At 71.9% G+C, this 26689-nt stretch carries 25 protein-coding genes; 13 read left to right on the top strand and 12 right to left on the bottom strand.

What is annotated here, in order from left to right:
* Positions 1-16 precede the first annotated feature (16 nt).
* Positions 17-1285 (bottom strand): aspartate aminotransferase family protein, encoded by a 1269-nt coding sequence (locus MUY14_RS45075; protein WP_247019062.1) that lies wholly within the window; start codon positions 1283-1285, stop codon positions 17-19.
* Positions 1286-1428: 143 nt separating this feature from the next.
* Here MUY14_RS45075 and MUY14_RS45070 point away from each other — a divergent pair, with 143 nt between their 5' ends.
* Positions 1429-2034 carry a hypothetical protein gene (locus MUY14_RS45070; RefSeq protein WP_247019059.1) on the top strand — a complete coding sequence of 202 codons (606 nt, stop codon included), beginning with the start codon at positions 1429-1431 and terminating at the stop codon, positions 2032-2034.
* Positions 2035-2037: 3 nt separating this feature from the next.
* On the opposite strand, the gene MUY14_RS45065 is transcribed toward MUY14_RS45070, so the two are convergent.
* Positions 2038-3219, bottom strand: coding sequence for a CoA transferase (locus tag MUY14_RS45065; protein ID WP_315863306.1), 1182 nt, complete (start codon positions 3217-3219; stop codon positions 2038-2040).
* A 172-nt stretch (positions 3220-3391) separates the two neighbouring features.
* Between MUY14_RS45065 and MUY14_RS45060 the strand changes: the two genes are divergently transcribed.
* Together MUY14_RS45060 and MUY14_RS45055 are read left to right on the top strand one after the other, a co-directional pair.
* Positions 3392-5344, top strand: coding sequence for an NPCBM/NEW2 domain-containing protein (locus tag MUY14_RS45060; RefSeq protein WP_247019056.1), 1953 nt, complete (start codon positions 3392-3394; stop codon positions 5342-5344).
* A 127-nt stretch (positions 5345-5471) separates the two neighbouring features.
* Positions 5472-7391 (top strand): NPCBM/NEW2 domain-containing protein, encoded by a 1920-nt coding sequence (locus MUY14_RS45055; RefSeq protein ID WP_247019054.1) that lies wholly within the window; start codon positions 5472-5474, stop codon positions 7389-7391.
* Here the strand turns inward: MUY14_RS45055 and MUY14_RS45050 are convergent.
* On the bottom strand, positions 7381-8367 hold the full coding sequence (locus MUY14_RS45050) for a DUF5937 family protein (protein ID WP_247019051.1): 987 nt from the start codon (positions 8365-8367) through the stop codon (positions 7381-7383). The two genes, MUY14_RS45055 and MUY14_RS45050, sit on opposite strands and share 11 nt — an antisense overlap.
* A gap of 85 nt (positions 8368-8452) precedes the next feature.
* On the opposite strand from MUY14_RS45050, the gene MUY14_RS45045 reads away from it, so the two are divergent.
* Entirely contained in the window at positions 8453-8704 is a 252-nt protein-coding gene (locus MUY14_RS45045; protein WP_247019050.1) for a hypothetical protein, read from the top strand.
* On the opposite strand, the gene MUY14_RS45040 is transcribed toward MUY14_RS45045, so the two are convergent.
* The 6 genes from MUY14_RS45040 to MUY14_RS45015 are packed head-to-tail and all read right to left on the bottom strand — an operon-like array spanning position 8659 to position 16701.
* Positions 8659-9336, bottom strand: coding sequence for a GntR family transcriptional regulator (locus tag MUY14_RS45040; protein WP_247019048.1), 678 nt, complete (start codon positions 9334-9336; stop codon positions 8659-8661). The genes MUY14_RS45045 and MUY14_RS45040 overlap by 46 nt on opposite strands.
* Positions 9333-10127, bottom strand: a complete 795-nt coding sequence (locus MUY14_RS45035; RefSeq protein WP_247019046.1) for an SDR family NAD(P)-dependent oxidoreductase — start codon at positions 10125-10127, stop codon at positions 9333-9335. The genes MUY14_RS45040 and MUY14_RS45035 overlap by 4 nt, the downstream gene beginning before the upstream one ends.
* Position 10128: 1 nt before the next feature.
* On the bottom strand, positions 10129-11829 hold the full coding sequence (locus MUY14_RS45030) for a hydantoinase B/oxoprolinase family protein (RefSeq protein ID WP_247019044.1): 1701 nt from the start codon (positions 11827-11829) through the stop codon (positions 10129-10131).
* On the bottom strand, positions 11826-13859 hold the full coding sequence (locus MUY14_RS45025; protein ID WP_247019042.1) for a hydantoinase/oxoprolinase family protein: 2034 nt from the start codon (positions 13857-13859) through the stop codon (positions 11826-11828). The genes MUY14_RS45030 and MUY14_RS45025 overlap by 4 nt, the downstream gene beginning before the upstream one ends.
* A complete protein-coding gene (locus MUY14_RS45020) occupies positions 13856-15478 on the bottom strand; it encodes a thiamine pyrophosphate-binding protein (protein ID WP_281506232.1) in 1623 nt (540 codons plus the stop codon). Before MUY14_RS45020 ends, MUY14_RS45025 begins: the two co-directional genes overlap by 4 nt.
* A 44-nt stretch (positions 15479-15522) precedes the next feature.
* A complete protein-coding gene (locus tag MUY14_RS45015; protein ID WP_247019038.1) occupies positions 15523-16701 on the bottom strand; it encodes an FAD-binding oxidoreductase in 1179 nt (392 codons plus the stop codon).
* A gap of 80 nt (positions 16702-16781) precedes the next feature.
* On the opposite strand from MUY14_RS45015, the gene MUY14_RS45010 reads away from it, so the two are divergent.
* The 8 genes from MUY14_RS45010 (at position 16782) to MUY14_RS44975 (ending at position 23145) form a co-directional block, all read left to right on the top strand.
* Complete coding sequence (locus tag MUY14_RS45010) at positions 16782-18146, top strand: wax ester/triacylglycerol synthase family O-acyltransferase (RefSeq protein WP_247019036.1); 1365 nt, start codon at positions 16782-16784, stop codon at positions 18144-18146.
* Positions 18147-18273: 127 nt separating this feature from the next.
* Positions 18274-18360: a pyrroloquinoline quinone precursor peptide PqqA gene (pqqA, locus tag MUY14_RS45005; RefSeq protein ID WP_086864059.1), complete on the top strand. Its 87-nt coding sequence runs from the start codon at positions 18274-18276 to the stop codon at positions 18358-18360.
* 1 nt (position 18361) lies between these two features.
* Entirely contained in the window at positions 18362-19051 is a 690-nt protein-coding gene (pqqC, locus tag MUY14_RS45000; protein ID WP_247019033.1) for a pyrroloquinoline-quinone synthase PqqC, read from the top strand.
* Positions 19048-19314: a pyrroloquinoline quinone biosynthesis peptide chaperone PqqD gene (gene pqqD, locus MUY14_RS44995; protein ID WP_247019032.1), complete on the top strand. Its 267-nt coding sequence runs from the start codon at positions 19048-19050 to the stop codon at positions 19312-19314. The genes pqqC and pqqD overlap by 4 nt, the downstream gene beginning before the upstream one ends.
* The gene (pqqE, locus tag MUY14_RS44990) at positions 19305-20369 is read left to right on the top strand and encodes a pyrroloquinoline quinone biosynthesis protein PqqE (protein WP_247019031.1); all 1065 of its coding nucleotides are present in this window, start codon (positions 19305-19307) and stop codon (positions 20367-20369) included. Before pqqD ends, pqqE begins: the two co-directional genes overlap by 10 nt.
* On the top strand, positions 20366-21193 hold the full coding sequence (gene pqqB / locus MUY14_RS44985; RefSeq protein ID WP_247019029.1) for a pyrroloquinoline quinone biosynthesis protein PqqB: 828 nt from the start codon (positions 20366-20368) through the stop codon (positions 21191-21193). Before pqqE ends, pqqB begins: the two co-directional genes overlap by 4 nt.
* A 59-nt stretch (positions 21194-21252) precedes the next feature.
* Positions 21253-21774, top strand: a complete 522-nt coding sequence (locus MUY14_RS44980; RefSeq protein WP_247019027.1) for a transcriptional regulator — start codon at positions 21253-21255, stop codon at positions 21772-21774.
* Between the two features lie 135 nt (positions 21775-21909).
* Positions 21910-23145 (top strand): MFS transporter, encoded by a 1236-nt coding sequence (locus MUY14_RS44975; RefSeq protein ID WP_396126648.1) that lies wholly within the window; start codon positions 21910-21912, stop codon positions 23143-23145.
* On the opposite strand, the gene MUY14_RS44970 is transcribed toward MUY14_RS44975, so the two are convergent.
* Genes MUY14_RS44970 through MUY14_RS44960 form a run of 3 tightly spaced genes read right to left on the bottom strand, consistent with a single transcriptional unit; the run spans position 23142 to position 25824 of the window.
* Positions 23142-23399: a hypothetical protein gene (locus MUY14_RS44970; protein WP_247019026.1), complete on the bottom strand. Its 258-nt coding sequence runs from the start codon at positions 23397-23399 to the stop codon at positions 23142-23144. The genes MUY14_RS44975 and MUY14_RS44970 overlap by 4 nt on opposite strands.
* A gap of 56 nt (positions 23400-23455) precedes the next feature.
* Complete coding sequence (locus tag MUY14_RS44965; RefSeq protein ID WP_247019025.1) at positions 23456-24829, bottom strand: amidase; 1374 nt, start codon at positions 24827-24829, stop codon at positions 23456-23458.
* Complete coding sequence (locus MUY14_RS44960; RefSeq protein ID WP_247019024.1) at positions 24826-25824, bottom strand: D-2-hydroxyacid dehydrogenase; 999 nt, start codon at positions 25822-25824, stop codon at positions 24826-24828. The genes MUY14_RS44965 and MUY14_RS44960 overlap by 4 nt, the downstream gene beginning before the upstream one ends.
* A gap of 104 nt (positions 25825-25928) precedes the next feature.
* Between MUY14_RS44960 and MUY14_RS44955 the strand changes: the two genes are divergently transcribed.
* Positions 25929-26669, top strand: coding sequence for an Asp/Glu/hydantoin racemase (locus tag MUY14_RS44955; protein WP_247019023.1), 741 nt, complete (start codon positions 25929-25931; stop codon positions 26667-26669).
* Positions 26670-26689 lie beyond the last annotated feature (20 nt).

Below are 26689 nucleotides of genomic sequence, written 5' to 3'. Positions count from 1 at the left end.
CGCCGCCGACGCGAACTCAGCTCTGAGCGGCCAAGCGGTCCAGGGCCTTCGGCAACGCCGACGCCAGCAGGTCCAGCTCGGGCTCGGCCGCGATCAACGGCGGCGACACCGCGACCCCGCGCCCGAGGTTCCGCACGATCACACCCTCGTCCCGGCAGGCGCGCTGCAGCTTCACCGGGGCGCCCGGGTCGGCGTCCATCACCTCCGCCGTCAGCTCGACGGCGGCCAGGAAACCGAGCCCCGCGCGGATTTCGGCCACCAGCGGGTGCCCGCTGACGCTCGAAACCGCGTCGGCCAAAGGCTTTTCCAGTTCGCGGCCGCGGGGGATCAGGCCGTCGCGCTCGTAGATGTCCAGGGTCGCCAGGCCGGCCGCGCACGCCACCGGGTGGCCCGCGTACGTCGCGCCGTGGCGGAAGATCGGGGCGCCCGGCGCGCCGGTGAAGAAGGGTTCCGCCACCCGCGGGGCCACGATCAGCGCACCCAGCGGGATGGTGCCGCCGGTGATGCCCTTCGCCGTCGTGATCATGTCGGGCCGGACGGCCCAGCGGTCGATGCCGAACCACGTGCCGAGCCGTCCCCAGGCCGCGATCACGCAGTCCGCTACGAACAGCACGTCGTGGCGGCGGCAGATCGCCGCGACCTCCTCGATGTACCCGTCCGGCGGCAGCAGCACGCCACCCGCGCCGATCACGGGTTCGCAGAAGAACGCCGCCACGCGCGACGCGCCCACCCGCTCGATCTCGGCCTCCAGCGCCGCCGCGCTGTCGAACGGGACGTGCGAGAAGTCGGGCGGCTGCGGACCGAAACCGGCCGCGTTGGCCGGGATGCCGCCGACCGCGGTGCCGAAGCCGTGCGTGCCGTGGTACCCCTGCGCCCGCCCGATCACGTGCACCTTGTCCGGCCGCCCGGTGTGCGCGAAGTACGCGCGCGCCAGCTTGACGGCGGTGTCGATGACGTCCCCGCCACCCGAGCCGAAGAACACCTTCGAACCGGGTTCCGGCGCCAGCGCGGCAACGCGGTCCGCAAGGTCGATCGCCGGCTGGTTGGCGTTGTAGCCGAACAGGTTGTACGAGTCGAGCGTCCGCAACTGCGCCGCGACGGCGTCGGTGATTTCCGGGCGCCCGTGCCCGAAGTTCGCGTACCAGAGCGACGCGGTCGCGTCGAAGTACCGCCGGCCGCCGTCGTCCCAGACGTACGACCCCGCACCACGGGTGATGACCATCCGGTCACCGTCGACGGCGCCCATGTCGGCGAACGGGTGCCACAGGGCGTGCTGTGCTGACATCGGTCCTCCTCAGTCCTGCCCCCATCCCTACCAGGGCGAAGCGACGAGCGCGAACACTCCATCGTGCACAGTTCGCACCCCCGGACTGGCCGCGATGGCACCGCAACCCGTAACGGCGCTGCCGCCGCGGCGACCTGGAAGGGGTGCGAATCCCCTTCAGGCGCGCAGCCGATCAGCACCTCGGCCCGCTGGCCGAGTACGCGGCCCTGCGCGCGGAGATCATCCACCTGATGGACCTGCAGTGGAAGGTGACCGCCTTCCTGATCACCACCAGCGGCGCGGTGTTCGGCTTCGCGCTCACCTCGGCCGGCCGGATCCCCTTGCTGCTGATCATCCCGTTCAGCAGCAACATCCTCGCCTCTCGCTGGGTCGGGTGCTCGCAGCACATCGAACGGGTGTCCCTGTACATCAGGAACGAGCTCGATCCGTGCGTTCCCGGCGGCATCGGCTACGAGAAGTGGCTCCGCCGGACTCCCGACGAGCCGCTCGGTATCCGGCGCATGATCCGGTACGCGCAGGCCAGTCCCACCGGCGTCATCGTCCCCGCGCTCGCGGTGGCGGCCCTCGGCTGCGTCGCGTGGTGGTTCCTGCGCTTCGGCCGCGCCTGGTCCGACCCGGCCACCACCCCGGGCGTCGTCGCCTGGGCGGCCGGCGCCGTGCTGACCCTGCTGAGCTTCCGGCTCCTCTGCGTCGCGGCGAACCGGCGGACCGTCACCGACTTCCTCCACTGGAGACCGACGGCGAGCTGAAGCTCAGTCCAGGAACTCCGCGATCTCCGCCGCCGAGTACCCCAGCTCCCCGAGCACCTCCGCCGTGTGCTGCCCCAACGTCGGCGGCGCCGAAGAAGCCCGCGCCGGCGTATCCGACGCCTTCACCGGGAACCCCGTCCCCACGTACGTCCCCACCGTCGGGTGCGGCAGCCGCACCACCTGCTCGCGCGCCTCCGTCCACGGGTCCGCGTAGACGTCGTCGATCTCGTTGATCGGGGCCGCCGGAATGCCCGCCGCGTCGAAGGACTTCAGCCACTCCGCGGCCGTGCGCGTCAGCAACACCGGCTCGAGCAAAGCGTTCAGCTCATCCCGGTGCGCGGCCCGTGCCGCGTTCGACGAAAACCGAGGGTCCGAAGCGATGTCCAGCGCCAGCACCCCGCAGAACGCGTGCCACAGCTTCTCGCTGCCCACCGCGATGATCAGCCAGTCGTCGGCCGCGTGGTAGGCCTGGTACGGGACGATGCTCGGGTGCGCCGAACCCATCCGGCGCGGACGGGGTGCGTCGTAGAAGTGCGCTCCCGCCGCGTAGACGTGCCACGCCAGCTGACTGTCCAAAAGGGACACGTCGAGGTACTGCCCGCGACCGGTCGTGTGCCGCGCCTGCAACGCCATCAGCACGGCGATGATCGCCCACGTCCCCGCGTTCAGGTCCGCCACCGGCAGGCCGACCTTCGCCGGCGGCCCGTCCGGCTCGCCGGTCAGGGACATCACGCCGCCGAGGGCCTGGGCGACCAGGTCGTAGCCCGCGCGGTCGCGGTACGGCCCGGTCTGCCCGAAGCCGGTGATCGACACGTGGATCAGCCGCTGGTTCAGCTCGGCCAGCGCCGGGTAGCCGAGCCCCCACTTCTCCAGCGTGCCCGGGCGGAAGTTCTCGACGAGCACGTCGGCGTCCGCGACCAGCCGCCGGACCGCGTCGCGGCCGCGGTCGCTCTTGAGGTCCAGGACGATCCCGCGCTTGTTCCGGTTCGCCGCCAGGTAGTAGACGGCTTCGTCGCCGACGAACGGCGGGCCCCAGCCGCGGGTGTCGTCGCCGTGGCCCGGGGGCTCGACCTTGACCACGTCCGCGCCCATCTCGCCGAGGTACTGGGTGCAGTAGGGGCCGGCGAGGATGCGGGACAGGTCGACGACCTTGATCCCGTCGAGCGGGCGAAAACCTTCGGGCATCAGCGGCTCCTCGTCGAGCTGGGCGGCCAGCCCCCTTTCTACCTCGCGCACCCCGGGAAATGGATTACCTACTAACGGACGTAGACGACAGTCACTCCCGTCCTGTTGATTGTTGAGTGAGTCTGTGCAGAGTTGCGCACTCCTGGAGGGACTTATGCGTCGTCTTGTTGGAATGGCGGCCACGATAGCCGCCTGCACCACGGTCGTGACCGTCGTCCAAGCCACCCCCGCGGCCGCCGAACCCCAGTACTTCGCCGCCCAGCGCGTTGGCGAACGCCCGCCGATGGGCTGGAACAGCTGGAACAAGTTCGGCTGCGAGATCGACGAAAACCTCATCCGCGGCGCCGCCGACGCGCTCGTGTCGACCGGCATGAAGGACGCGGGCTACCAGTACGTCAACATCGACGACTGCTGGGCCGAACAGAACCGCACGGCCGACGGCAAGCTCGAGCCGAACCACGAGCGCTTCCCGCACGGCATCAAGGCGCTCGCCGACTACGTCCACGAAAAGGGCCTCAAGCTCGGCATCTACACCAGTGCGGGCACGCTTACCTGCCAGAAGACCATGCCCGGTGCCCTCGACCACGAAGAGGCCGACGCGCAGTCGTTCGCCGACTGGGGCGTCGACTACCTCAAGTACGACAACTGCAACAACCAGGGCCGCCCCGCGATCGAGCGCTACACGAAGATGGGCGACGCGATCAAGAAGACCGGCCGTCCGATGATCTACGCGCTCTGCGAGTGGGGCGAAAACGACCCGTGGACCTGGGGCCGCGACGCCGGCGCGCAGCTGTGGCGGACCACCGGCGACATCAGCGACAACTGGGGCAGCCTGACCGGCATCCTCGACCAGCAGGTCGGCCTGGAGAAGTACGCGGGTCCCGGCGGCTGGAACGACCCGGACATGCTCGAAGTCGGCAACGGCGGCATGACCGACGCCGAGTACCGCGCGCACTTCTCGCTGTGGGCGCTGCTGAACGCGCCGCTGCTGGCCGGCAACGACCTGCCCGCGATGACCCCGGCCACCAAGGCGATCCTGGAGAACAAGGACGTCATCGCCCTCGACCAGGACTGGGCCGGCGTGCAGGGCCACAAGATCCGCGACGACGGCGACACCGAGGTCTGGGCGAAGCCGATGTCCGACGGCTCGGCCGCGGTCGTGCTGTTCAACCGCGGTTCCGCGAGCACCGCGATGACGACGACGGCGAAGGAGCTCAGCCTCGCCGGGCGCGGCTTCCGCGTGCGCGACCTCTGGAGCGGCACCGAAACCGAGACCGCGGGCACCCTCCGCGCCGCCGTCCCGGCCCACGGCTCGGCCACGTTCCGCGTCTGGCCGGAGAATAAGCCGTCCGCTGCGCCGCTGACGACGCTCGCCCTGCCGAACCCGGAGTACGTGCCCGCCGACCGGCCGCTGACCACCACGCTGAAGGTCACCAACGACGGCAGCACGCCGGTCGCGCAGCTGCGCGCGAGCATCGCGACCCCCGCGGGCTGGCGGCTGCGCGGTCCCGGCGCGTTCACGGTGCCGATCGTGCCGCCGGGCAAGAGCTGGCAGCACGACGTCACGTTCGAGCCGGTCGCGCCGGCCGGCGAGCGCGTCACGCTCGCCGCGAAGGCGAGCTACCTTACACTGTACGGCCGGCGCAGCCTTACAGCGGAAGGCAGCTCGCCACTGGTCACGCGCCCGGCCACCGGAACGACGGCGTTGTCGAAGGCCGCGTGGATGTCGTCGGACAACGGCTGGGGCCCGGTCGAGCGCGGGACCAGCAACGGCGAGGCCGGAGCGGGCGACGGGCACCGGATCACCATCGCCGGCGTGGGCTACGACGACGGGATCGGCGCGCACGCCCCGTCGAGCGTGCGGATCTACGTCGGCGCGGCCTGCACGTCGGTCCGCGCGCTCGTCGGTCTGGACGACGAAAACTCCGGTGGCAGCGCGGGGTTCCGCATCCTCGGCGACGGCAAGGAGCTCGCCGCGACCGGCGTCCTGCACCCCGGGGACAAGGCGCAACCGCTCGACGCGCAGCTGTCCGGGGTCCAGGTGCTGGAGCTGGCCGTGACCGACGGCGGCGACGGCAACACCAACGACCACGCCGACTGGGCGAACGCCGCGATCAACTGCTGAGCAAGGAAATTCACGCACCGCCCCGCCGTCCCCGGTCACCCGGCCGGGGACGGCACTTCTCCCCTCATGCCCGGTTCGTCCCGGATGCACCCTGGAACTCTTGTCCGCACTCCTGGGGGAGGGAACCGTGCGAAGACTCGGTGTCCTGCTGCTCACAATCCTCGGTCTGGCCACGGCCGTCGCCGCGCCCGCGTCCGCCGGCGAACCCGTCATCGCCGCGACCCCGCCGATGGGGATTTCGTGGTCCCGCGGCTGGAACCAGTGCCCGCGGATCGACGACGCGAAGGTCCGCGCCGGCGTCGACATGCTGGTCAGCACCGGCCTGCGCGACGCGGGCTACACCTACGTCACCATCGCCGGCTGCTGGGCGGCCAAGACGCGGGCCGCCGACGGCAGGCTGCAACCCGACCCCGCGAAGTACCCGGACCTGCCCGGTCTCATCGCGTACGTGCACGCCAACGGTCTCAAGTTCGGGCTCTACAGCGGTACCGGCGCCCTGACCTGCGGCAGCGCGATGCCCGGCTCGCGCGACCACGAAGAACAGGACGCGCAGACGTTCGCGGCCTGGGGCGTCGACTACCTCGCGTACGACACGTGCGGCGGCGAGAACGGCGTCGCGGCGGCCGCCAAGAAGATGGGTGACGCGCTCAAGAACACCGGACGGCCGATCCTGTTCGCGATGATCGACACGTTCTCGAACAACTATCGCCAGTGGGAGTGGGCGCCCGGCGCCGGCGCGCACACCTGGCAGCTGACCAGCGACATGCCGGAGCCGCTGCCGATCGTGATGCAGGCGATCGACAAGCAGGTCCCGCTGGCCGGGCACACCGGTCCCGGCGGCTGGAGCGATCCCGGCTACCTCAACTTCAGCTTCCTCGACGTCGCGCCGCGGCGGACGCAGTTTTCGTTGTGGGCGCTGATGAACGCGCCGCTCATCCCCAACGAGTCGTTCCCGCTCGACACGATCGCCAACCGGGACGTGATCGCGGTCGACCAGGACTGGTCCGGCACGCCCGGCGCCAAGGTCCGCGACCTGTCCGACGGCGAAGTCTGGGCGAAGCCGATGTCCGACGGCTCGGTCGCGGTGCTGCTGCTCAACCGCGGCTCGTACGCGCGGACGATCCCGTTCGACCTCGCCGAAACCGGCGTCGCGGCGGCGCCCGCCTACCGCGTCCGCGACCTCTGGGCCGGCACCGAACTGACCAGCACCGGCACGCTGCGCGCGTCCGTGCCCGCGCTGAGCAGCGTGTTCTTCCGCGCGTGGCCGGGGCAGCCGTCGACGGCCGATCCGCTGGTGACGCTGGGCGTGCAGCTGCCGGAGGGGTTCCTGGCGGGGCAGCAGGTCGACGGCACGGTCACGCTGACCAACGACGGCGACACCCCGATCACGGACGCGAGCTACGCGATCACCGTGCCCGCCGGGTGGCAGCTGGACGGGCCCGCGCAGGTCGACGTCCCGCGGGTCTCGCCGGGCAGCACGGTCACGCGCGAGATCACGCTGCGGCCGACCGCGGCTCCGGCGGCGAAGGTGCTGGTCGGCGCGAGCGGCGGATACACCAGCGCGCTCGGGACGCGCGCCGCGGCCGGTTCGGCCGAGGTACCGCTGGTGACCGCGCCGCCGGCCGGCACGACGTACCTGTCGACGCGGCCGTGGCTCTACTCGGAGAACGGCTCCGGGCCGGTGGAACGCGGCAGCGTCGCGAACGGGCGGGCGATGTCGGTCGGCGGCGTCGGCTACCAGCCGAACAGCGGGGTGGGCGTGCACTCGCCGTCGGTGATCCGGCTGTTCCTCGGCGGTGCGTGCAAGTCGTTCTCGGTCCAGTACGGCGTCGACGACGTCTCGAGCCCGCAAGCCACCGTCGCGTTCCGGGTCCTCGGCGACGGCCGCGAGCTGGCCGCGACCGGGATCGTCCGGCCGGGCGCGAAGCCGGCGAAGCTGACGATCCCGGTCACCGGGGTGCAGCAGCTGGCCATCGCGGTCGACGACGGCGGCGACGGCTCGGCCGGCGAGTACGCCGACTGGATCGCGCCGTACGTCACCTGCTGACCGCGCCCTCCAGGAGGACGACGGCCTGCGCGGTCCGCCGGTACAGCACGTACCGGCCGTCCCGGACCTTGCTGACGAGACCGGCGCGGTGCAGCGCGCTCAAGTGGTAGGAGACGGTGCCCGGGCTGTACCCGGTCCGGGCGGCGAGGTCGGCGGTCGGCCGCGCGGTCTCGAGGTCGGCCAGCAGCGCCGCCCGGGCCGCGCCGACCACCGGCGCGAGCCGCCCGGGCGGCCGGTCCGCGCCCGTGCCGATCCCCTTCGCGGGGTAGCAGAGCACGACCTGGCCGGGAACGTCGACCTGGATGCTCATTCCGGGCCGGCTGAGCACGCCGGGGGCGAGGACCAGCTCGCGGCCGGCGACGTCGATCTCGCCGTCGAACGGCTTGGCGAGGGTGATCGCGTCGCCGGCCCAGCCGATGGCGGGGTGCAGCGACGCGAGCGCCGCGCCGACGCCGTGCGTGGCGATGGTCTGCGCGCGGTGGGCGATGTCCCGGTCGACGACCGCGTGCAGACCGGCCCAGTCGTCGCAGAGCACGTCACGCCAGAACCGCGCGAGGCCGCCGGCCAGCCGCCGGGGCATCGACCCCGACTCCACGACCCGGCGGGCCGCGATCGGCAGCGGCCGGTTCCAGTGGAACTGCGTGTACGCGAGGACCTGTTCTTCGAGGTCGTCCTGCGTGGTCGCCTCGATCCGCGCGATCTGCTCGTCGAGCAGGTCGGCGGGCCGGGCCGCCGTGCCCGGCTGCGGGGTGAGCAGGTCCGGCGGGTAGACCTCGCCGGGGCGCGGCAGCAGGTCCAGCAGCAGCGCGACGTCCGGGTGGGCGAGCGACGCGCGGGCGACCGGGCCGGGATCGCCGAACACGGGGTGGCGCCCGGCGTCGGCGGTGAGCTTCGGCCACGCCAGCGACTCCGCGGCGAGGGAGGGCGAAAACCGTGTCCTGGCCACCGTCTCGGTGTCGACCCGCAGCGTGAACACCGATCGACGGTAACAGGGGTCACGGCGGATTTGAACCGGCTCGAATCCTTTCCGGGGCGACCTTCCGCCGGGGTTGAGTGGGCTGGTGCTCCCTGGACGCGTGCTCGCCGCTGCCGTGGCCGCCGTGCTGCTCGCCGGCGCGCCGCCCGCTTCGGCACGGCCCGCCCCGGCTGGGCACGCCAGGTGTTCCGTCGTCCGGACAGTCACCGTGCTCGGCTGGACGGCCGGCGCCGACGGGATCTACCGCGTCACGGCTCAGTACCGGCCGTACGCGCTCACGGTCGTCTTCCCCTACGAGCTCAGTTCCAGCAGCCTGGCTTCGGCGTCGCGCAGGTAGCGGTCGAGCGCGGCCGCGGCGGCGTCGAACCGGCCGCGGCGCAGGTCGCGCAGGATCCGCTCGTGGCAGTCCAGGAACGGCTCGTAGAACTCCCGCGTGTTCTCGTTGAGCACGAAGAACAGCCGCGTCTCGGCGAGCACCTGGCGCATCGTCGCGGACAGCCGCTCGCTGCCCGCCAGGTCCGCCAGCGCCTGGTGGAAGTGGATGCTGGCGGTGCCGACCGCGGGCCAGTCCTCGGCTCCGGCGGCCCGGCGCCCGTCATCGAGTGCGCGTTCCAGGCCGGTCAAGTCCACAGTGGACAATTCGGCGGCGCGGCGCAGGGCACCGCACTCGGTGGCGCGGCGGACGACGTAGAGGTCCTCGATGTCGTCGGTGGTCAGTTCGCGCACGAACACCCCGCGGTTCAGCTCGTGCACGGCCAGCCGCTCGTGGGCCAGCAGCTGGAACGACTCGCGCAGCGTGTTGCGCGAGACGCCCAGCGCCGAGCTGATCACGGGCTCGGACAGGCGTTCGCCGGGGGCGAAGACGCCGTCGGTGATGTACTGGCGCAGGATCGCGGCGACCCGTTCGGCGGTGCCGCTGCGCACCAGGAGGTGCCGCTCGCTCCCCAGCCCCGAGGCATCGACGGTCATGGCACCACCCCGACGCCGAGATCGAAGTCGAGGCTGTACCGGTTGCCCGGCATGGCACCCGCCGCCTTCGCGCCGTCGATCGGCAGGACGACGCCGTTGATGAACCTCGATTCGTCGCTCGCCAGGAAGACGACGGCCTTCGCGACCTCCCACGCCTCGCCGACGCGCGCCGCGGGCGTGCTGGCGACCAGCTGGTGCTGCTTGGTTTCGAACTCCTCCGGCGAGTTCAGGGTGCTGCGCAGCATGTCGGTGTCGATCGCGCCCGGGTTCACCGTGTTGGCCCGGATGCCCTGGTGCGCGTGGGCGACGGCGATCGACTTCGTGAGCCCGACCAGCGCGTGCTTGGTGGCGTTGTAGACCGGGTCGCCGGGGCGGCCCATCACGCCGCCGTTGGACGACGTCGTGACGATGCTGCCGGCCCGCTGCGCGATCATGTGCGGCAGCACGGCCCGGGTGCCGAGGAAAGCGGCGCGGACGTTGAGCGCGAAGATGTCGTCGAACTCCGCCAGGGTGGTGTCGACGAGCGGCTTGCCGAGGTGGATGCCGACGTTGTTGAACAGCACGTCGATGCGGCCCGCCTCGGCGATGACGCCGTCGACGAACGCGGCCACGGCGTCCTCGTCCGTGGCGTCCACTGTGGAATGCCGGTACCCGTCGATCTCCTCCGCGGGCTCGCGGATGTCGGAGGCGTACACGGTCGCGCCCTCGGCGAGGAACTCCTTGACCGTCGCGAGGCCGATGCCCCGCGCGCCGCCGAAGACGACCGCCACCTTGCCGGCCAACCGACCCATGTCACTTCCCCGCTCTCAGTCGTGCTGTCTGCTCTTCGTCCACCGCGTAGTCCGCCGGCAGCCGGACGAGCGCGTCCGGTTCGCCGAGGTACCGCACTTCGACGCCGTACACCTCTCGCGCCGCCGTCACCGAGACGTACCCCTCGACGACGTCGGCGAGGACCGCCGCCACCGGCCGTTCGCGCGGCGGCCCGTAACCGCCACCGCCCGGCAGTATGACGTCCACAATAGACTCGGGCGCCAGTGTCACCCGGCTTTTCGCGGGCAGGTCGGCGCCTTCGCGCAAACCGAACCGTCCGGGTGCCCCGGCACCCGCGCCGTCCACTCCGGACGCGGCGGCCCGCACGCGGTCGACGTTCCCGTTCACGCTCCAGGAATCCCCGCCCCGTGCCCCCATCGTGGTCACCTGTCCGAGTCCTCCGCGCCACCGTCCGGCGCCACCCGAATCCACGCGCAGCTCGCGGGAAAACTGGACCAGCGGCGCCATCGTCTCGATGACTTCGGTCGGCGTCGACCGCAGGCCGCTGGGAAATCCCGTGGTGCTGAGCCCGTCCTTGTCCACCCGGGCGCCCATGCCGCCGGTCTGGAAGACATTGAGCATGAAACCGGGACCACGCCAGATGGTCATCCACAGCGCGTCCGCGCTCGGCGCGATCGCGGCCCCGGGCAACGCGCCGATCAGCAGCGACGGCAGGAAGTGCCCGATGAGGTGCCGCGACGCGACCGGCGCGGGCGGCAGGCAGTTCAGCACGGAACCCTCGGGCGCGGTGACGTGCACCGGCCGGAACGACCCGGCGTTGTGCGGCACTTCCGGCGAGATCGCCGCTTTGACCGCGAAGGACGCGTAGGCGCGCGTGTAGTTCAGCACGACGTTGATCCCGCGCCGGCTCTGCGGCGACGAACCCGCGAAGTCGAGGTGGATCTCGTCACCGTCCACAGTGGCCGTGACGCGCAGGACGACTTCTTCGTCGTCGAAGCCGTCGGTGGCGATTTCGTTGGTGTAGACGCCGTCCGGCAGTTCCCGCAGCGCGTCCCGCAGGGCTTTCTCGGACCGGTTCATGAGCTCGGCGGCGATGTCGTCGAGGGAGCCGAGGCCGAACTCGGCCAGCAGCTCCAGCAGGCTGGCCGCGCCGACCTCGTTGCCGGTGACCTGCGCGTACAGGTCGCCGATGGTCTCCTCCGGCGTCCGCACGTTGGCGCGGATCAGCCGTTCCACGTCGGCGTTGACCTCGCCCGCGCGCAGGAACTTCAGGATCGGCAGCCGGAGGCCCTCTTCGAAGACTTCGTGCGCCTCGGCGGACACCAGCCGCCCGCCGATGTCGGGCGCGTGGCAGCAGGACGCGAACCAGGCCACCAGCCGGCCGTCGCGGAACACCGGCGTGGCCACCGTGATGTCGTTGATCTGCCCGGCGGTCTGCCACGGGTCGTTGGTGAGCAGGACGTCGCCGGGTTCGAGGGTCTCCGGCGGGTACGCCGCGACGAAGTGGTGCATGCCGGTCGCCATCGCGTTGATGTGCCCCGGCGTGCCGCCGACGGACTGGCCGATCATCTCGCCGCGCGAGTCGAACACGGCGCAGGCCAGGTCGAGCGATTCCCGCACGACGGCGGAGAAAGCCGTGTTGACGAGCGCGTTCTGCTGCTCGGCGAGGATCGAGTGCAGGCGGTTGCCGAACAGCCCGACCAGGATGGGGTCGACGGTCACACCGTCACCTCCAAGGCGGCGTCTTCCCGGACGACGCAGTGCGCGCCGGGCGGGACGACCACCGTGGACTCGCGTTCCTCGACGATGGCCGGTCCGTCGATCCGCGTGCCGGGTCCGAGCTGGTACCGGTCGAAGATCGCCGTGTCGGCAAATCCACCGGCGGCGGGGAAGTACGCCTTGCGGGTGCCCTTGCGCGCGTCCCCCTCGGCGGCGCGGGCGGCCAGCCGCAGCGTGACGTCCGGGGCGGGACCGCTCGAGACGACCCGCCAGTTCAGCACCTCGATGCCGACCTCGGGCCCGGTCCGCCGGTAGAGCGCGCGGTAGGTCCCGGTGAAGTCGCCGATCAGGGTGCCGGGCCAGCTGCCGCCGCGCACCGGGACGCGGATCTCGTAGCCCTGCCCGGCGTAGCGCATCTCGGCGATCCGGCGGTGCGTCACGTCCGCGACCCCGGACTTCGCCAGCAGCGCTTCGCCCTCGGCCTCCATCTCGGCGAACAGCGCGTCGACCTGTTCCCAGGCGAGGTCGTGCACGGCGGCGCGTGCCGAGCGCACGAAGTCGAACGCCAGCGGCGCGGTGAGGAACCCGGCCGCGCTGAGCACGCCCGCGGCGGGCGGCGCGACGACCGACGGCGCCCCGAGCGCCCGCGCGACCCCGGCGCCGTGCACCGGGCCCGCGCCGCCGAAGGTGTACATCGGCAGCTTCGCCGGGTCGTGCCCGCGCTCGACGGCGTGCACGCGCGCGGCGTTGGCCATGTCTTCGTTGACGCTCGTGTGGATGCCCCAGGCCGCCTCTTCGACGCTCACCCCGAGCGGATCGGCGATCTTCTCCCGGAGCACCGCTCTCGCGGTCTCGGCGTCCAGGCGCATGCCGCCGCCGAGGAAGTAGCCCGGGTCGAGGTAGCCGAGCACCAGGTCGGCGTCGGTGACCGTGGGCTCGGTGCCGCCGCGGCCGTAGCAGACCGGACCGGGCTCGGACCCCGCCGAGCCGGGCCCGACGGTCAGCAGTCCCAGCGCGTCGATCCGCGCGATCGACCCGCCGCCGACGCCGATCTCGATCATGTCCGTGACCGGCACCTGCACCGGCAGCCCGGACCCGGGCAGCAGCCGGTACTTGCGGTCCACCTCGAACTGGTGCGTGACCAGCGGCGCGCCGCCCGCGATCAGGCACAGCTTCGCCGTCGTGCCGCCCATGTCGAAGGCCAGCAGGTCGGCCGGCCCGACCGCGGCCGCCGCGAGCGCCCCGCCCGCCGGCCCGGACTCCAGGATGCGGATCGGGTACCGGGCCGCGGTGCCGACGGTCGCCAGGCCGCCGTTGGACAGCATGATGTGCGGCGCGCGCGTGATCCCGAGCCGCCGCAACCGGCGTTCGAGGTCGCGCAGGTAGCGCTCGGTGAGGTCCTGGACGTAGACGTTCGCGACGGTCGTCGACGCGCGCTCGAACTCGCGGATCTCGGGGACGACGTCGGCGGAGAGCGCGACCCTGAGCTCCGGCGCGACCTCGGCGAACAGCTCCGCGACCCGCCGTTCGTGCACGGGGTTCGTGAACGCGTGCAGGAAGCAGACCGCGACGGCTTCGACCCCGCGCGCGTGCAGCTCCCGCCCCAGCCTTACAACGTAAGCTTCGTCGAGTGCGGTCCGGACGGATCCGTCCGCGAGGATCCGCTCCGGGACGTCGAACCGCAGGTGCCGCGGAACCAGCGGCGCCGGCAGCTCGAGGTGCAGGTCGTACAGCTCGTACCGGTGCTCGCGGCGCATCTCCAGGACGTCGCGGAAGCCGGCGGTGGCGAGCAGCGCGGTGCGCGAGCCCGTGCGCTCGATCAGCGCGTTGGTCACCAGCGTCGTCCCGTGCACCACCTGCTCCACGTCGAGAGCGGTGATCCCGGCGTCCGCGAGCAGCGCGGCCAGACCTTCTTCGACGGCGCGCGCGGGCTCGTCGTGCGTGGTCAGGACCTTGCCGACGGCGACGATCCCGGAGTCGTCGAGCGCGCAGAGATCGGTGAACGTGCCGCCGATGTCGACGCCGATCCTCATGTCCGGTACCACCGCGGAGACGTGTTCAGCGGCGGCTTCAGCTTGGCCTTCACCACCAGGACGTTCGGCTCGTCCGACTCGACGAACTCGCCGAGCAGCCGCCGGAACGCGCGCCCGAACCCGGACACGCGGTCCGCGTGCACGCCGAAGGACCGCGCGAGACCGACGAAGTCCGGGCTGTCCCAGTCGACCCCGCGGTGCGGCACGCCCTCGCGGTCCTGGTCGTAGCGCAGCATCCCGTAACCGCCGTCGTCGACGAGCACGACGGTGACCGGCAGCTGCTCTTGCGCGAGCGTCGCGAGGTCGCCGCAGCCGTAGAGGAACCCGCCGTCACCGGTGATGCAGATGGCGCGCCCGACGCCGGCCGCCGCCGCGCCGAGCGACGAGGGGAAGCCGTAGCCGAGCGTCCCCCAGCCCATCGGGTAGGCGAGCTTGCGCGGCGCCCGCACGCGGTGGAAGCCGCCGACCCAGTACCCGGCGACGCACATGTCCGACACCAGCACGGCGTCGGACGGCAGCACTTCGTCCAAAGTGGACAGGAAGTCGTAGGCCTGCGGCTCCTCGTCCCGGATCCGCTGGCGCACCCGGCGGCCGATGCCGGCCAGCCGCAGCGTGATGTCGTCGAGCCCCGGCCGCTGCTTCGGCAGCAACCGCTCGACGATCGACCGCGCGTCGCCGACCAGCGTCAGGTCCGGTTCGTAGTTCTTCGCGGCGTCGTCGGCGTCGACGTTGACCGCGATCAGCCGGGGCGGCTTCGGCATCCGCCAGTTCTGCGTCATCAGCCCGTCGAAGTCGGTGCCGATGGCGAGCACCACGTCGGCCTCGTCCCACAGCTCGCCGACCTCCGGCGTGTGCACGGGGTTCGGCGCCAGGCACGGGTGGTCCAGCGGCAGCAGCCCGCGCGCGGCGAAGGTGGTGATCACGGGCGCGGCGAGCTTCTCCGCGAGCGCCCCGATCGCGTCGCCGGCGCCCGACCGCAGCGCGCCACCGCCGGCCCAGATCAGCGGCTGCCGCGCGTCGGACAGCATCGCCTCGGCCCGCGCGAGGTCCGGGACGTCGACGTCGGGTTTGCGGTGCGGCGCGGGCGGCCGCCGGTGCGGGACGGTCTCGCGCAGGTAATCGGTCGGCACGCCGAGGTAGACCGGACCGCTCTGCGGCTGCAGCGCGAGCCGCGCCGCGCGGTGCACGGTGGTGCCGATCTGGTCGGCGGCCCGCACGGTGAAGCCGCCCTTGGTGACCGGCGCGAACATCGCCTGCTGGTCCGAGGTCTCGTGCAGCACGCCGCGGACGACGCCGGGACGCCGCAGTGTCGACGGGATGTCGGTGGCGATGATGAGCACCGGAGCCGCGGAAGCCATCGCTTCGCCGACCGCGCCGAGGGTGTTCGCAGCACCCGGACCGGTGGTCACGAGCGCGACGCCGAGCTTCCCGGTCGCGCGCGCGTACCCGTCGGCGGCGTAGCCTGCGGTCTGTTCGTGGCGCACCCCGACGAGCTTGATGCGGGTCTCGGACAGCGCCTCCCACAACGGCAGGTTGTGCACGCCCGGGAGGCCGAAGACGATCTCCGTTCCGAGCGCTTCAAGCGCGTCCACCAGCTCCCGAGCACCACTCACAGCCACGGCGCGGATACTGCCAGATCGTTGAACGATCTGGCAATCGACCCCTAGACGATGTTGTGCTCCGACGGTGCGGTATCGGCGTTCCCGAACCGCCGCACGTCCAGCTCCGCGATGTCCACCGCGGTCGGTCGCCCCAGGTAGAGGTCCCGGATCAGCTCACCGGCCGCCGGGCCCATCTGGAAGCCGTGCCCGGAGAAACCGGTCGCGTAGAGGAACCGCGAAAGCAGGACGCTTTCCCCCACGATCTGGTTGCGGTCGGGCGTCACTTCGTACAACCCGGCCCACGCCGCGCGGATGTCCGCGTCGAGCACGGCCGGGATCCGCTTCCCCGCGACCTCGGCCAGCCGCGGCAGCCACTCGCCGGCCTCGTAGTGCGTGTCGAACCCGGGGACGCCGTCGTCCTCGCAAACGGACATCGCCAGACCTGCACCTTCGCGGTGGAAGTAGAACGCCGACGGAAGTTCGATGGTCAGCGGAAGCGATTCCGGTAGCCCGCGCACCGGCCCGGTGAACACGACCTGCCGCCGGAACGGCCGCACCGGCAGGTCCAGACCGGCGAGTTCACCGACCCGCCCCGACCACGCGCCCGCCGCGCAGACCACCGCCCCGGTCCGGACGAACCCCGCGCTCGTGCGGACGCCGGTCAGGACGGTACCGTCCCGTTCGATCCCGATCACCTCGACGCCGGTCCGCAGCTCCGCACCGCACGCCCGCGCGGCCCTCGCGTAGCCCTGGACAACGGCGTCCGGCGTGGCTTTCGCGTCGTCCGGAGACCAGAGCGCGGCGAGGATCCCGTCCGTCTCGAGCAGCGGGAGCACGCGCTTCGCTTCCGCGGGGTCCAGCAGGTGGCTGCGCACGCCGTACTCCCGCTGCAGCTCCGCGCAATGTCCGATTGCGGTGACGTCCGCGGGGTCGGTGAGCAGGTACAGGTAGCCGTCGCGGCGGAAGTCGATCTCGACGCCGAAGTCGCGCGAGAAAGCGCTGTACGCGGCGAGCCCGCGCAGCCCGAGCTCGACGTTCACGCGGCTGGTGAACGACGACCGGATGCCGCCCGCGGCCTTCGCCGTAGAACCCTCGCCGAGCCCGTCGCGCTCCAGCAACAGGACGTCGACGCCGGCTTCCGCCAAGCGGAACGCGCAGCTCACACCGATCACACCGCCGCCGATCACGACGCACTCGGCCATCGGTGGCAGGGACGTTTCCCCCGAGCCGCGGACGGTCATACTCGCCAATGTAGAACGTGATCCACCCACGGCGGCCGAGCGCGTACAGTCGGCGTGCCGAGTGCGGAAGGTGATGTCCCATGGCGATGATGCCCGTGACCGACTCGATGTTCCTCCTCGTCGAAACGCGCGAGCATCCGATGCACGTGGGCGGTCTGCAGCTGTTCAAGAAACCGGACGGCGCCGGCCCGGACTACCTCCGCGACGTCCGCCGCACCCTGCTCGAGTCCGACAACATGCGCTCGGTGTTCCGGCGCCGCCCGGCCCGTCCGGTCAACACGATGGGCCACGTGGCCTGGTCGACCGACGCCGAGCTCGAACTCGACTACCACTTCCGGCACTCCGCGCTGCCGCAACCGGGCCGCGTCCGCGAACTGCTGGAACTCACCAGCCGCTGGCACAGCACCCTGCTCGACCGGCACCGGCCGCTCTGGGAGACCCACCTCATCGAGGGCCTCGCCGACGGCCGGTTCGCCGTCTACACCAAGGTCCACCACGCGCTGATGGACGGCGTCTCCGCGTTGCGCCAGCTGCAGAGCACGCTCTCGGACGACCCGGCGGACCTGGATTGCCCGCCGTGGTGGGGCAGCCGGCGCAAGCCCGGCGAAGGCCGCGTCAAGCGCCCGCGGTCGTTCCTCCAGACCGCGGGCAAGACCGCCAACCAGCTCGCGAGCCTGGCCCCCGCCGCGATGAAGGTCGCACGCGAAGCGTTCGGTGAACACACGTTAACGCTGCCCGGACAGGCGCCGCGGACGATGCTCAACGTGCCGATCGGCGGCGCGCGCCGGTTCGCGGCGCAGTCGTGGTCGCTCGAGCGCGTCCGGAAGGTCGCCACCGCGGGCGGCGTCTCGCGCAACGACGTCGTGCTCGCGATGTGCTCGGGCGCGCTGCGGGACTACCTCATCGAGCAGCGCGCGCTGCCGGACGCGCCGCTCGTTGCGATGGTGCCGGTGTCGTTGCGCCGCCAGAACGACCCCGGCGAGGCGGCGGGCAACAACATCGGCGCGCTGCTCTGCAACCTCGCCACCGACCTGCCGGACGCGGGCAAGCGGCTCGTCACGATCCACCAGTCGATGCGCAACGGCAAGCGGCTGTTCTCGGAGCTGACGCCGTTGCAGACACTCCTGTTGTCCGCGGTCAACGTCGCGCAGCTCGGCGTCTCGCCGATCCCGGGCGTCGTGAACAACACGCGGCCGCCGTTCAACCTGGTGATCTCGAACGTGCCCGGCCCGCGCAAGCAGATGTACTGGAACGGCGCCCAGCTCGACGGCATCTACCCGGCGTCGGTGCTGCTCGACGGCCAGGCCGTGAACATCACGCTGACCAGCAACGGCGACAACCTCGACTTCGGCGTCACGGGCTGCCGCCGCAGCGTCCCGCACCTGCAGCGGATCCTGACGCACCTCGACACCGCGCTGGTCGAACTGGAAGCGGCGGTCCGGTAGCCCGCTGATCGGCACCGCACTGCGCCATCGGAAGGAAACTTTCCCAGCCTCCCGGCCAAACCCTGGCCAGCCGGCTCGCCGCGCTCTTACCGTGACGGCGATCAGTTCCCGGGAGAGGAGCAGGAAAATGACCGAGGTGTGGACGACTCCCGACTTCGTCGAATACGAAACCCCCATGGAGGTCACCGCCTACGCGGCCCGCATGGCGGACTGACGTGCTCGTCGAGCCGCTCGCGGAAAGCGCATTCATCGAGGCCCTGCGCGGTCTTTCGCACCGGTACTGGGGCACCCACCCGTTCCACCACCGGCTGCACGCGGGCGAGCTCGACGCGCACGAACTGCGGCTCTGGGCCGCGAACCGGTGGTACTACCAGCAGGTGCTGCCGCAGAAGGACGCGGCGATCATCAGCAACTGCCCGCTGCCGGAGATCCGGCGCCAGTGGCTCGACCGGATCGTCTACCACGACGGGACGAGCGCCGGCACCAGCGGCACCGAACGCTGGCTGCGGCTCTGCGAAGCGGTCGGTCTCGACCGCGAAGAGGTGCTCGACGAGCGGCACGTCGCCCCCGGCGTCCGGTTCGCCGTCGACGCGTACGTGACTTTCGCGCGCACGAAACCGTGGTGGGAAGCGGTCGCTTCGGGGCTGACCGAGATGTTCGCCGGCCACCTGATGCGGCAGCGCGTCGCGGACATGCTCGCGCACTACTCCTGGATCGCGCCGGCGGACCTCGCGTACTTCACCCACCGCGTCGACAAGGTCGCCGGCGAAGGCAAGGACACGCTCGACATCGTCGTCCGCCACTGCGTGACGCGCGAACAGCAGGACCGCGCGATCGCCGCGCTGTCCTTCAAGTGCGACGTCCTGTGGTCCGTGCTGGACGCCGTCGAACGGGCGGCGCGGTGATCACCGCGGGTTCGGTGCCGCAGCTTCGGCGGGGTGTCCGATTGTCGTTCGACCACGTCCGGGAGACACACGTGCTGCTGTTCCCGGAGGGCGTCCTGGTCCCGAACGCGACCGCGGCCGCGGTGCTCGGGCTCTGCGACGGCGCGCGCAGCGTCACCGACATCACCGCGGTGCTGGAGACGCGCTACTCCGGCGTCCGCGAGCAGGACGTCCTCGACGTGCTGGCGCGGCTGGGCGAACGGCGGGTGGTCGCGTGGACGTGAACCCGCCGCTGGGCCTGCTGGCCGAGCTGACTCACCGCTGCCCGCTGCACTGTCCTTATTGCTCCAACCCGCTGGAGCTGACCGGACGGGACGCCGAGCTGTCCACCGCGGACTGGCTGTCGGTGCTGTCCCAGGCGCGCGAGCTGGGCGTGCTGCAGGTGCACATGTCCGGCGGCGAGCCGCTGCTCCGGCCGGACCTGCCCGAGCTGGTGGCGCACGCGAGTTCGCTCGGCTGCTACGTCAACCTGGTCACCTCCGGGCTCGGGCTGACGTCCGCGCGGCTGTCCGGTCTCGTCGAGCGCGGGCTGGCGCACGTCCAGCTGTCGGCGCAAGGGTCGATACGGGACCGTTCCGACGAACTCGCGGGCGCGCGGGCGTTCGACCACAAGCTCGCCGCGGCCGCCGCGGTCAAGGCCGCCGGGCTGCCGCTGTCGCTCAACGTCGTCCTGCACCGGCGCAACCACGACCAGGTCGCCGGCATCGTCGAACTGGCCGAGCGGATGGGCGCGGACCGGCTGGAGCTGGCGAACACGCAGTACTACGGCTGGGCGTTGCGCAACCGCGACGCGCTGATGCCGACACCCTCGCAACTGGCGGCCGCGGAGCCGATCGTGCGCGCGGCCGTCGCGCGGTTGCGGGGCACGATGGAGATCGTCTACGTCGTCGCGGACTACCACGGGCCGTACCCGAAACCGTGCATGTACGGCTGGGGCGCGCGGCAGCTGACCGTCGCACCGGACGGCACCGTGCTGCCCTGCCCGGCCGCGTCGGCGATCACGACCCTGCGGCTGTCGTCCGTGCGGGACACGCCGCTCGCCGACATCTGGTACCGCTCGGAGTCGTTCAACGCCTACCGCGGCGAGGACTGGATGGCCGACCCGTGCCGCACGTGCGACCGCCGCGGGCTCGACTTCGGCGGCTGCCGCTGCCAGGCGTTCCTGCTCACCGGCGACGCGGCGGCGACCGACCCGGTGTGCTCGCGCTCGCCGCACCGCGACGTCGTCGACCTGGTGCTGACCCGGCCACCCGCCTCCGACCTGGTCATGCGCCGGTGAAGGTCATCCTGCTCGGCACCGCGGCGGGCGGCGGCTGTCCACAGTGGAACTGCGCGTGCCGGCTGTGCACGTCCGGACTCCCGCCGCGCACGCAGGACTGCGTCGCGGTGAGCGCGGACGGCGAAGGCTGGTTCCTGCTCAACTGCTCCCCCGACATCCGCGCGCAGATCCTCGCGACGGCCGCGCTGCGCGCCGGACCGGGACCGCGGGACATCCCGCTGCGCGGAGTGCTGCTCACCGACGCCGAACTCGACCACTCCCTCGGCCTGCTGATGCTGCGCGAAGCGGGCGGGCTCCCGGTGTGGGCGCCGGACGCGGTGCTGCGCGCACTGACCCCGTTCCGCGAGATCGTCGACGGCTACGGGCACTGGACCTGGTCGCCGACGGCGGACCTGCCCGGGCTGCGCGTCCGGGTGCTGCCGGTGAGCGACAAGAAACCGAAGTACGTGCCCGCCACGCAGGCCGGGCCGTGGGTGGTCGCCTACCGGATCGAAGACCTCGCGACCGGCGGCGTGCTGGTGTACGCGCCTTGCCTGAAGAGCTGGCCCGCCGGGTTCGACGCGTTCGTGGCGGACGCGGACCTCGTGCTGCTGGACGGAACTTTTTTCGCGCCGGACGAGATGACCGGCGTCGGCGGACCGGACCAGCTCGCGATGGGGCACCTCCCGATCACCGCGAGCCTGGCCCGCATCGCCGGACGGCCGTGGGCGTTCACCCACCTCAACAACACGAACCCGGTGCTCGACCCGGCGTCCGCCGAACACGCCGCCGTGCTCGCCGCGGGCGCTCTGCTACCTCCGGACGGCACGGAGTTTTCGCTCTGAGCGCGCTTCACCGAGGCTACCCCCAAATAACTCTTTGACGGTCGTGGCAGACTGGCTCCATGCCCCACGACCACCTCCGGGTGCTGGCCCACCCGCTGCGCATGCGCATCCTGTCGCTGCTGACGGGCACCGCGATGAGCGCGGCCGAAGCCGCGCGCGAACTCGGTGAGACGCAGGCGAACACCAGCTACCACTTCCGCCGCCTCCACGACGCGGGCCTGCTGGAGGTCGCCGAAGAGATCCAGATCCGCGGCGGCCGCGCGAAGCGCTACCGGCACAACCCGGAGTCGGGCAAGCGCCTCACGAGCCGGGACCCGGGCGAGGAGCGGCTGCTGGCGAAGGCGATCGCGGCGGAACTGCTGCGCCGCGCGGACTCGCGCGCGGGGAATCGCCCGGCTTCCCTCACCGACGCCGAGCTGTGGGTGCCCCCGGAGGTGTGGACGCGGTTGCTGAAGCAGGCGTCAGAGCTGAGCCAGGAACTGCACGGCGCGGCCCAGCCACCCCGCACCCCGGGGACGGTCCGGGTCAGCGCCAGCATCGCCCTGTTCGAGCTGGCGACGAATCCGGCGGAACCGCAGTGAGCGCGTCGGCCGCACCGCTTGAGTCCGGAGCCGCGTCGTCCGGGCCGCACCATCCGCGCCCGGCAGCCGTTCCGGTGGCACCCCGATGACCGCGCTGTTCCCCACCACCCCTCCCTTCTCCCCGGAGCCACTCCCGTGATCCCACTGCTCGCCCCGCTGCGGGAAGTCCGCTTCCGCGCCCTCGTCACCGGCCGGACGTTCGCCGACTTCGCCAACGCCGTCGCGCCCTTCGCGCTCGCCTTCGCCGTCGTCGATCTGACCGGCTCGGCCGTGGACCTCGGGATCGTCGTCGGGGCGCGGTCGCTCGCCAACGTGCTGCTCGTGCTGTTCGGCGGCATGCTGGCCGACCGGTTGCCGCGGTCGGTGATCCTGCAGGGCACCGAAACCGCCGCCGCCCTCACGCAGGCCGCGATCGCCGCGAGCGTCCTCTGCGGCTTCGCTTCCATTCCGCTGCTGGTCGGGCTCAGCCTGGTCAACGGCGCCGTCTCGGCGATCTCCCTGCCCGCGGCCGCCTCCCTGACGCCGTTGACCGTGCCCGCGTCGCAGCTCGCGCAGGCGAACGCGCTGGTCCGGCTGCTCTCGAATGTCGGCCGCATCGCCGGGGCCGGACTCGCCGGGATCCTCGTCGCCTTCGCCGGGTCCGGCTGGGCGCTCGGCGGCAACGCCCTGCTGTTCCTCGCCGCCGCGGTGGCGTACCGCCGGATCCGGCTGCCGCGCGGCGAACGCGTTCCCGGGAGCCGTCCCCTCGCCGAGCTCGCCGAAGGGTGGCGGGAGTTCCGCGCGCGATCCTGGGTGTGGCTGGTGGTGCTGCAGTTCATGATCGTCAACGCGGTGAACGCGGGCGCGCTGCTGGTGATCGGCCCGCTGGTCGCCGACGACACCTTCGGCCGCACCGGCTGGGGGCTCGCGCTGGCCGTCCAGACGGCCGGGTCGCTGCTCGGCGGCGTCATCGCCGCGCACTGGCAGCCGCGGCGGATGCTCCTGATCGGCGTGGCGCTCGTGGTGGTCGACGCCCTGCCGATACTCGCGCTCGGCGAGACGCCGTACCTGCTGCCGCTGCTGCTCGCGATGTTCCTCGCGGGCGTCGCGATCGAGCAGTTCGCCGTCGCGTGGGACGTGTCGCTGCAGGAGAACATCCCGCCCGAGAAGCTCGCCCGGGTGTACTCCTACGACATGCTCGGCTCGTTCGTCGCGATGCCGCTCGGCCAGATCGCCGCCGGCCCGCTCGCCGAGCACGCCGGCCGCGAAGCGACGCTCCTCGGCGGCGCGACTCTGGTCTTCGTGGCGACCGCGCTGGTGGCCGTCAATCCCCAGGTGCGCGGGTTGGTCCGCCGGCGCCGGACTTCGGCGGACTCGCACCGCGGATCCTAACGGCTCGCGCGGGGCTCCGGGGTCAGGTCGCGGTGGCCGTCGAGACGCCACCAGCTCTCCAGCGTCTCGCGAAGCGCTTTCAGCAGCTCGCCACCCGTTTCCAGGGGGACCAGGGCGGCCTTGCCGTCGTCCACGCGCAGGGCCGCCGACAAGCGGTCGCCCTGCTTGACCAGGCCGACCACCACCCGGGTCGGCCGTCCGGTCGCGTCAGTGGTCGGGATGGCTCGTTCGTAGCGCCAGCCTTCAGCGTTCACCCGGCCGACAGTGGCACAGCTTCCCCGGCTCCGGCCGCCGGTTCACCCTAAGGGGGTCACCAGGGCCGCACTTCCTCCAGCAGCTTCGCCACGGCGAGCACGAGGTCGTCCGAGTGGCGCGGCCCGACGATCTGCAGGCCCACCGGCAGCCCCTCGGACGTCCGCCCCGCCGGGACGCTGATCGCGGGCTGCTGCGTCATGTTGAACGGGTACGTGAACGGCGTCCACTCCGGCCACTCGCTCAGCCCGCTGCCCGGCGGCACGTTGTGGCCGGCCTCGAACGCCGCGATCGGGAGGGTGGGCGTGATCAGCACGTCGTAGCGCGTGTGGAACTCGCCCATCAGGATGCCCAGCGCCGCCCGCTCGGCCGTCGCGTCGAGGTAGTCGCTCGCAGTCCACGTCTTGCCGAGCTCCCAGACCTTGCGCAGGCCCGGATCGGTCCGCTCCTCCGACCCCGGCGGGAACGTGCCGAGCAGCTTCGCCGCGCCTGAGGACCACAAGATGTCGAACGCCGGTTTCGGGTCCGCGAAGCCGGGATCGGTCTCCTCGACGTGCAGTCCCGCGTCGCCCAGCGCGCGCACCGCCGCGGCGACGATCGCCGCCACCTCCGGGTCGACGTCGACGTAGCCGAGCGTCGGTGAGAACGCCGCGATCAGGCCGCGCACGTCCCGCCGGACCGCCTCGCGGAACGACCCGGCCGGCGGCGCCAGCGCGGCCGGGTCGCGGTGGTCGGGCATCGACAGGACGTCCAGCAGCAGCGCGGTGTCGTCCACCGAGCGCGCCATCGGACCGGCGTGCGAGAGCGGCCCGAACGGACTCGCCGGGTACAGCGGGATGCGGCCGTGGGTCGGCTTGAGCCCGACGATGCCGCAGAACGACGCCGGGATCCGCACCGAGCCGCCGCCGTCGGTGCCGACCGACAGCTCGCCCATGCCGGCCGCGACCGCCGCGGCGCTGCCGCCGCTCGACCCGCCCGCCGTCTTGGACGGGTCGGCGGGGTTGCGCGTGATGCCGCAGAGCGGGCTGTCCGTGACGCCCTTCCACGCGATCTCCGGCGTGGTCGTCTTGCCGAGCAGGACCAGGCCCGCTTCACGCATCCGCGCGGCGACCGGGCTGTCGACGTCCCACGGCTGGTCCGGGCTGATGCTCTTCGAACCGCGGACGGTCGGCCAGCCCTGCGTGAGGAACATGTCCTTGATCGACGCGGGCACGCCGTCGAGCCAGCCGATCGGGTTCCCGTCCCGCCAGCGGATCTCGGACGCCTTGGCCTGCTCCAGCGCGCGGTCGGCGTCGACCAGGCAGTAGGCGTTGCACTCGCCGTCGCGGGCTTCGATGGCCTGCAGTGCGTTCTGCGTCGCCTCGATCGGCGAAAGTTCGCCGGTCGCGTAGGCGGCGACGAGCTCACTGGCGGTCAGCATCCTGTCGTTCATCCGGCTCCCTGGTTCCCCGACGGCACGTAGCCGAGCGTCTTGTCGACGACATTGCGCAGCGGCTCCCCAGCCTGCCAGCGGCGGAAGTTCTCGGTGAACACCTCGACGAGCGTGTTCCGCCAGCCGATGAAGTCCCCGGACATGTGCGGCGACACCAGCACGTCCGGCAGGCTCCACAGCGGGCTGTCGGACGGCAGCGGCTCGGTGTCGAACACGTCGAGCGCGGCGCCGGCGATGGCTTTGCTCCGGAGCGCTTCGACCAGGTCGGACGTCACGACCAGCTCGCCCCGGCCGACGTTGACGAACCGCGCCGACGGCTTCATCGCGGCGAACGCGCGCGCGTCGAACATGCCCTTGGTGTGCTCGGTCAGCGGCGCGACGGCGACGACGTAGTCCGCGTGCGGCAGCACTTCGGTGAGCCGCGCGGACTCGTGCACGACGCCGAAGTCGGGGTCCCCGGTGCGTTCCCGGCGCCCGGCACCGCTCACCCGCATCCCGGCGGCGCGCAGCAACCGCGCGATGGCCCGGCCGATCGGCCCGGTGCCGACGACCACCACCTCGCGCCCGGCGATCCGCTCGCTTTCGCGGTGCTGCCAGCGCCCCTCGCGCTGCAGGTCGTGCGAGCGCGCGAAGTCCTTCGCGAACGCGAGGACGACGCCCAGCACGTACTCCGCGATGGCGTCGTCGAAGACGCCCCGCGAATTGGTCAGGACCACGTCGCTCTCGACCAGCCCGGGGAACAGCACCGGGTCGACGCCCGCGCTCGCGATGTGCAGCCAGCGCAGGCGATCGGCCGCGTGCCAGGCGCCCGGCACGGCCGTGGAGAGGAAGTCGTAGACGAACAGCGCGTCCGCTCCGGACAGCGCTTCCGGCAGGCCCGCCGCGTCCGTGTAACGCACGACCGCCCCGGATTCGACAGCACGCATGTCCGGTGGGCGGTGCTCGCCACAGAGCACTGCCAGGACCGGAGCTTCCTGGTTTTCCGAGGCGATCACGTTGACACGGTAAAAGCGGCTCGTATGATTGTCAACAATCCGAGGAACGACCCCCGGAGCACCGGACGTGTCATCAAGTGCAGACGTATTCCGGAGGCTGAGCCTTGGATTTCGACTTCCTGGCGTTCGAAGGCCCGCTCGCCCAGCGGGGCATCGGCGTCATCGCCCCGTTCGACCTCGCGCTGGAGCGCGAGCTCTGGCGGTGGGTCCCGATGGAGGTGTCCCTCCACCTCGCCCGCACGCCGTACGAGCCGGTGCCGGTCAGCATGGAGATGGCCCGCCTCGTCAGCGACAGCCACCACCTGGCCAGCGCCACCCGCGACGTCCTGCACGTCGAGCCCGAGGTCGTCGCCTACCTCTGCACTTCGGGCAGCTTCGTCAACGGCGTCGACTACGAGCGCTCGCTGACGAAGGCGATCTGCGACGCCGGCGCTCCGGACGCCGTCACCACCTCGGGCGCGCTGGCCGAGGTGCTGCACCAGCTCGACCTCCACCGCGTCTCGGTGCTGACGCCGTACGACGCCGACCTCACCACCGCCCTGCACGACTTCCTCGGCGAGCTGAACGTCGAGACCGTCGCCAGCGACCACCTCGGGCTCGGCGGCGGCATCTGGAAGGTCAGCTACCGGACCATCGCCGAGCGCATCCTCGCCGCAGACCACGGTGAAGCCGAAGCCATCTTCGTCAGCTGCACCAACCTCCCCACCTACGACCTGATCGAGCCGCTGGAGACCGCGCTCGGCAAGCCGGTGCTCACCGCCAACCAGCTGACGATGTGGGCGTGCCTGCGGCGGATGGGCCTCCCGATCGTCGGACCCGGGAAGTGGCTTCGTGACGTGTCTTGAGAGAGCGCGCCGGCCCGGCG

Origin of the sequence: Amycolatopsis sp. FBCC-B4732, from assembly GCF_023008405.1 — a bacterium.
GTDB classification, from domain to species: Bacteria; Actinomycetota; Actinomycetes; order Mycobacteriales; family Pseudonocardiaceae; genus Amycolatopsis; species Amycolatopsis pretoriensis_A.
The sequence above is the reverse complement of the archived record's forward strand: the minus strand, read 5'-3'. Positions and strand labels throughout refer to the sequence as shown.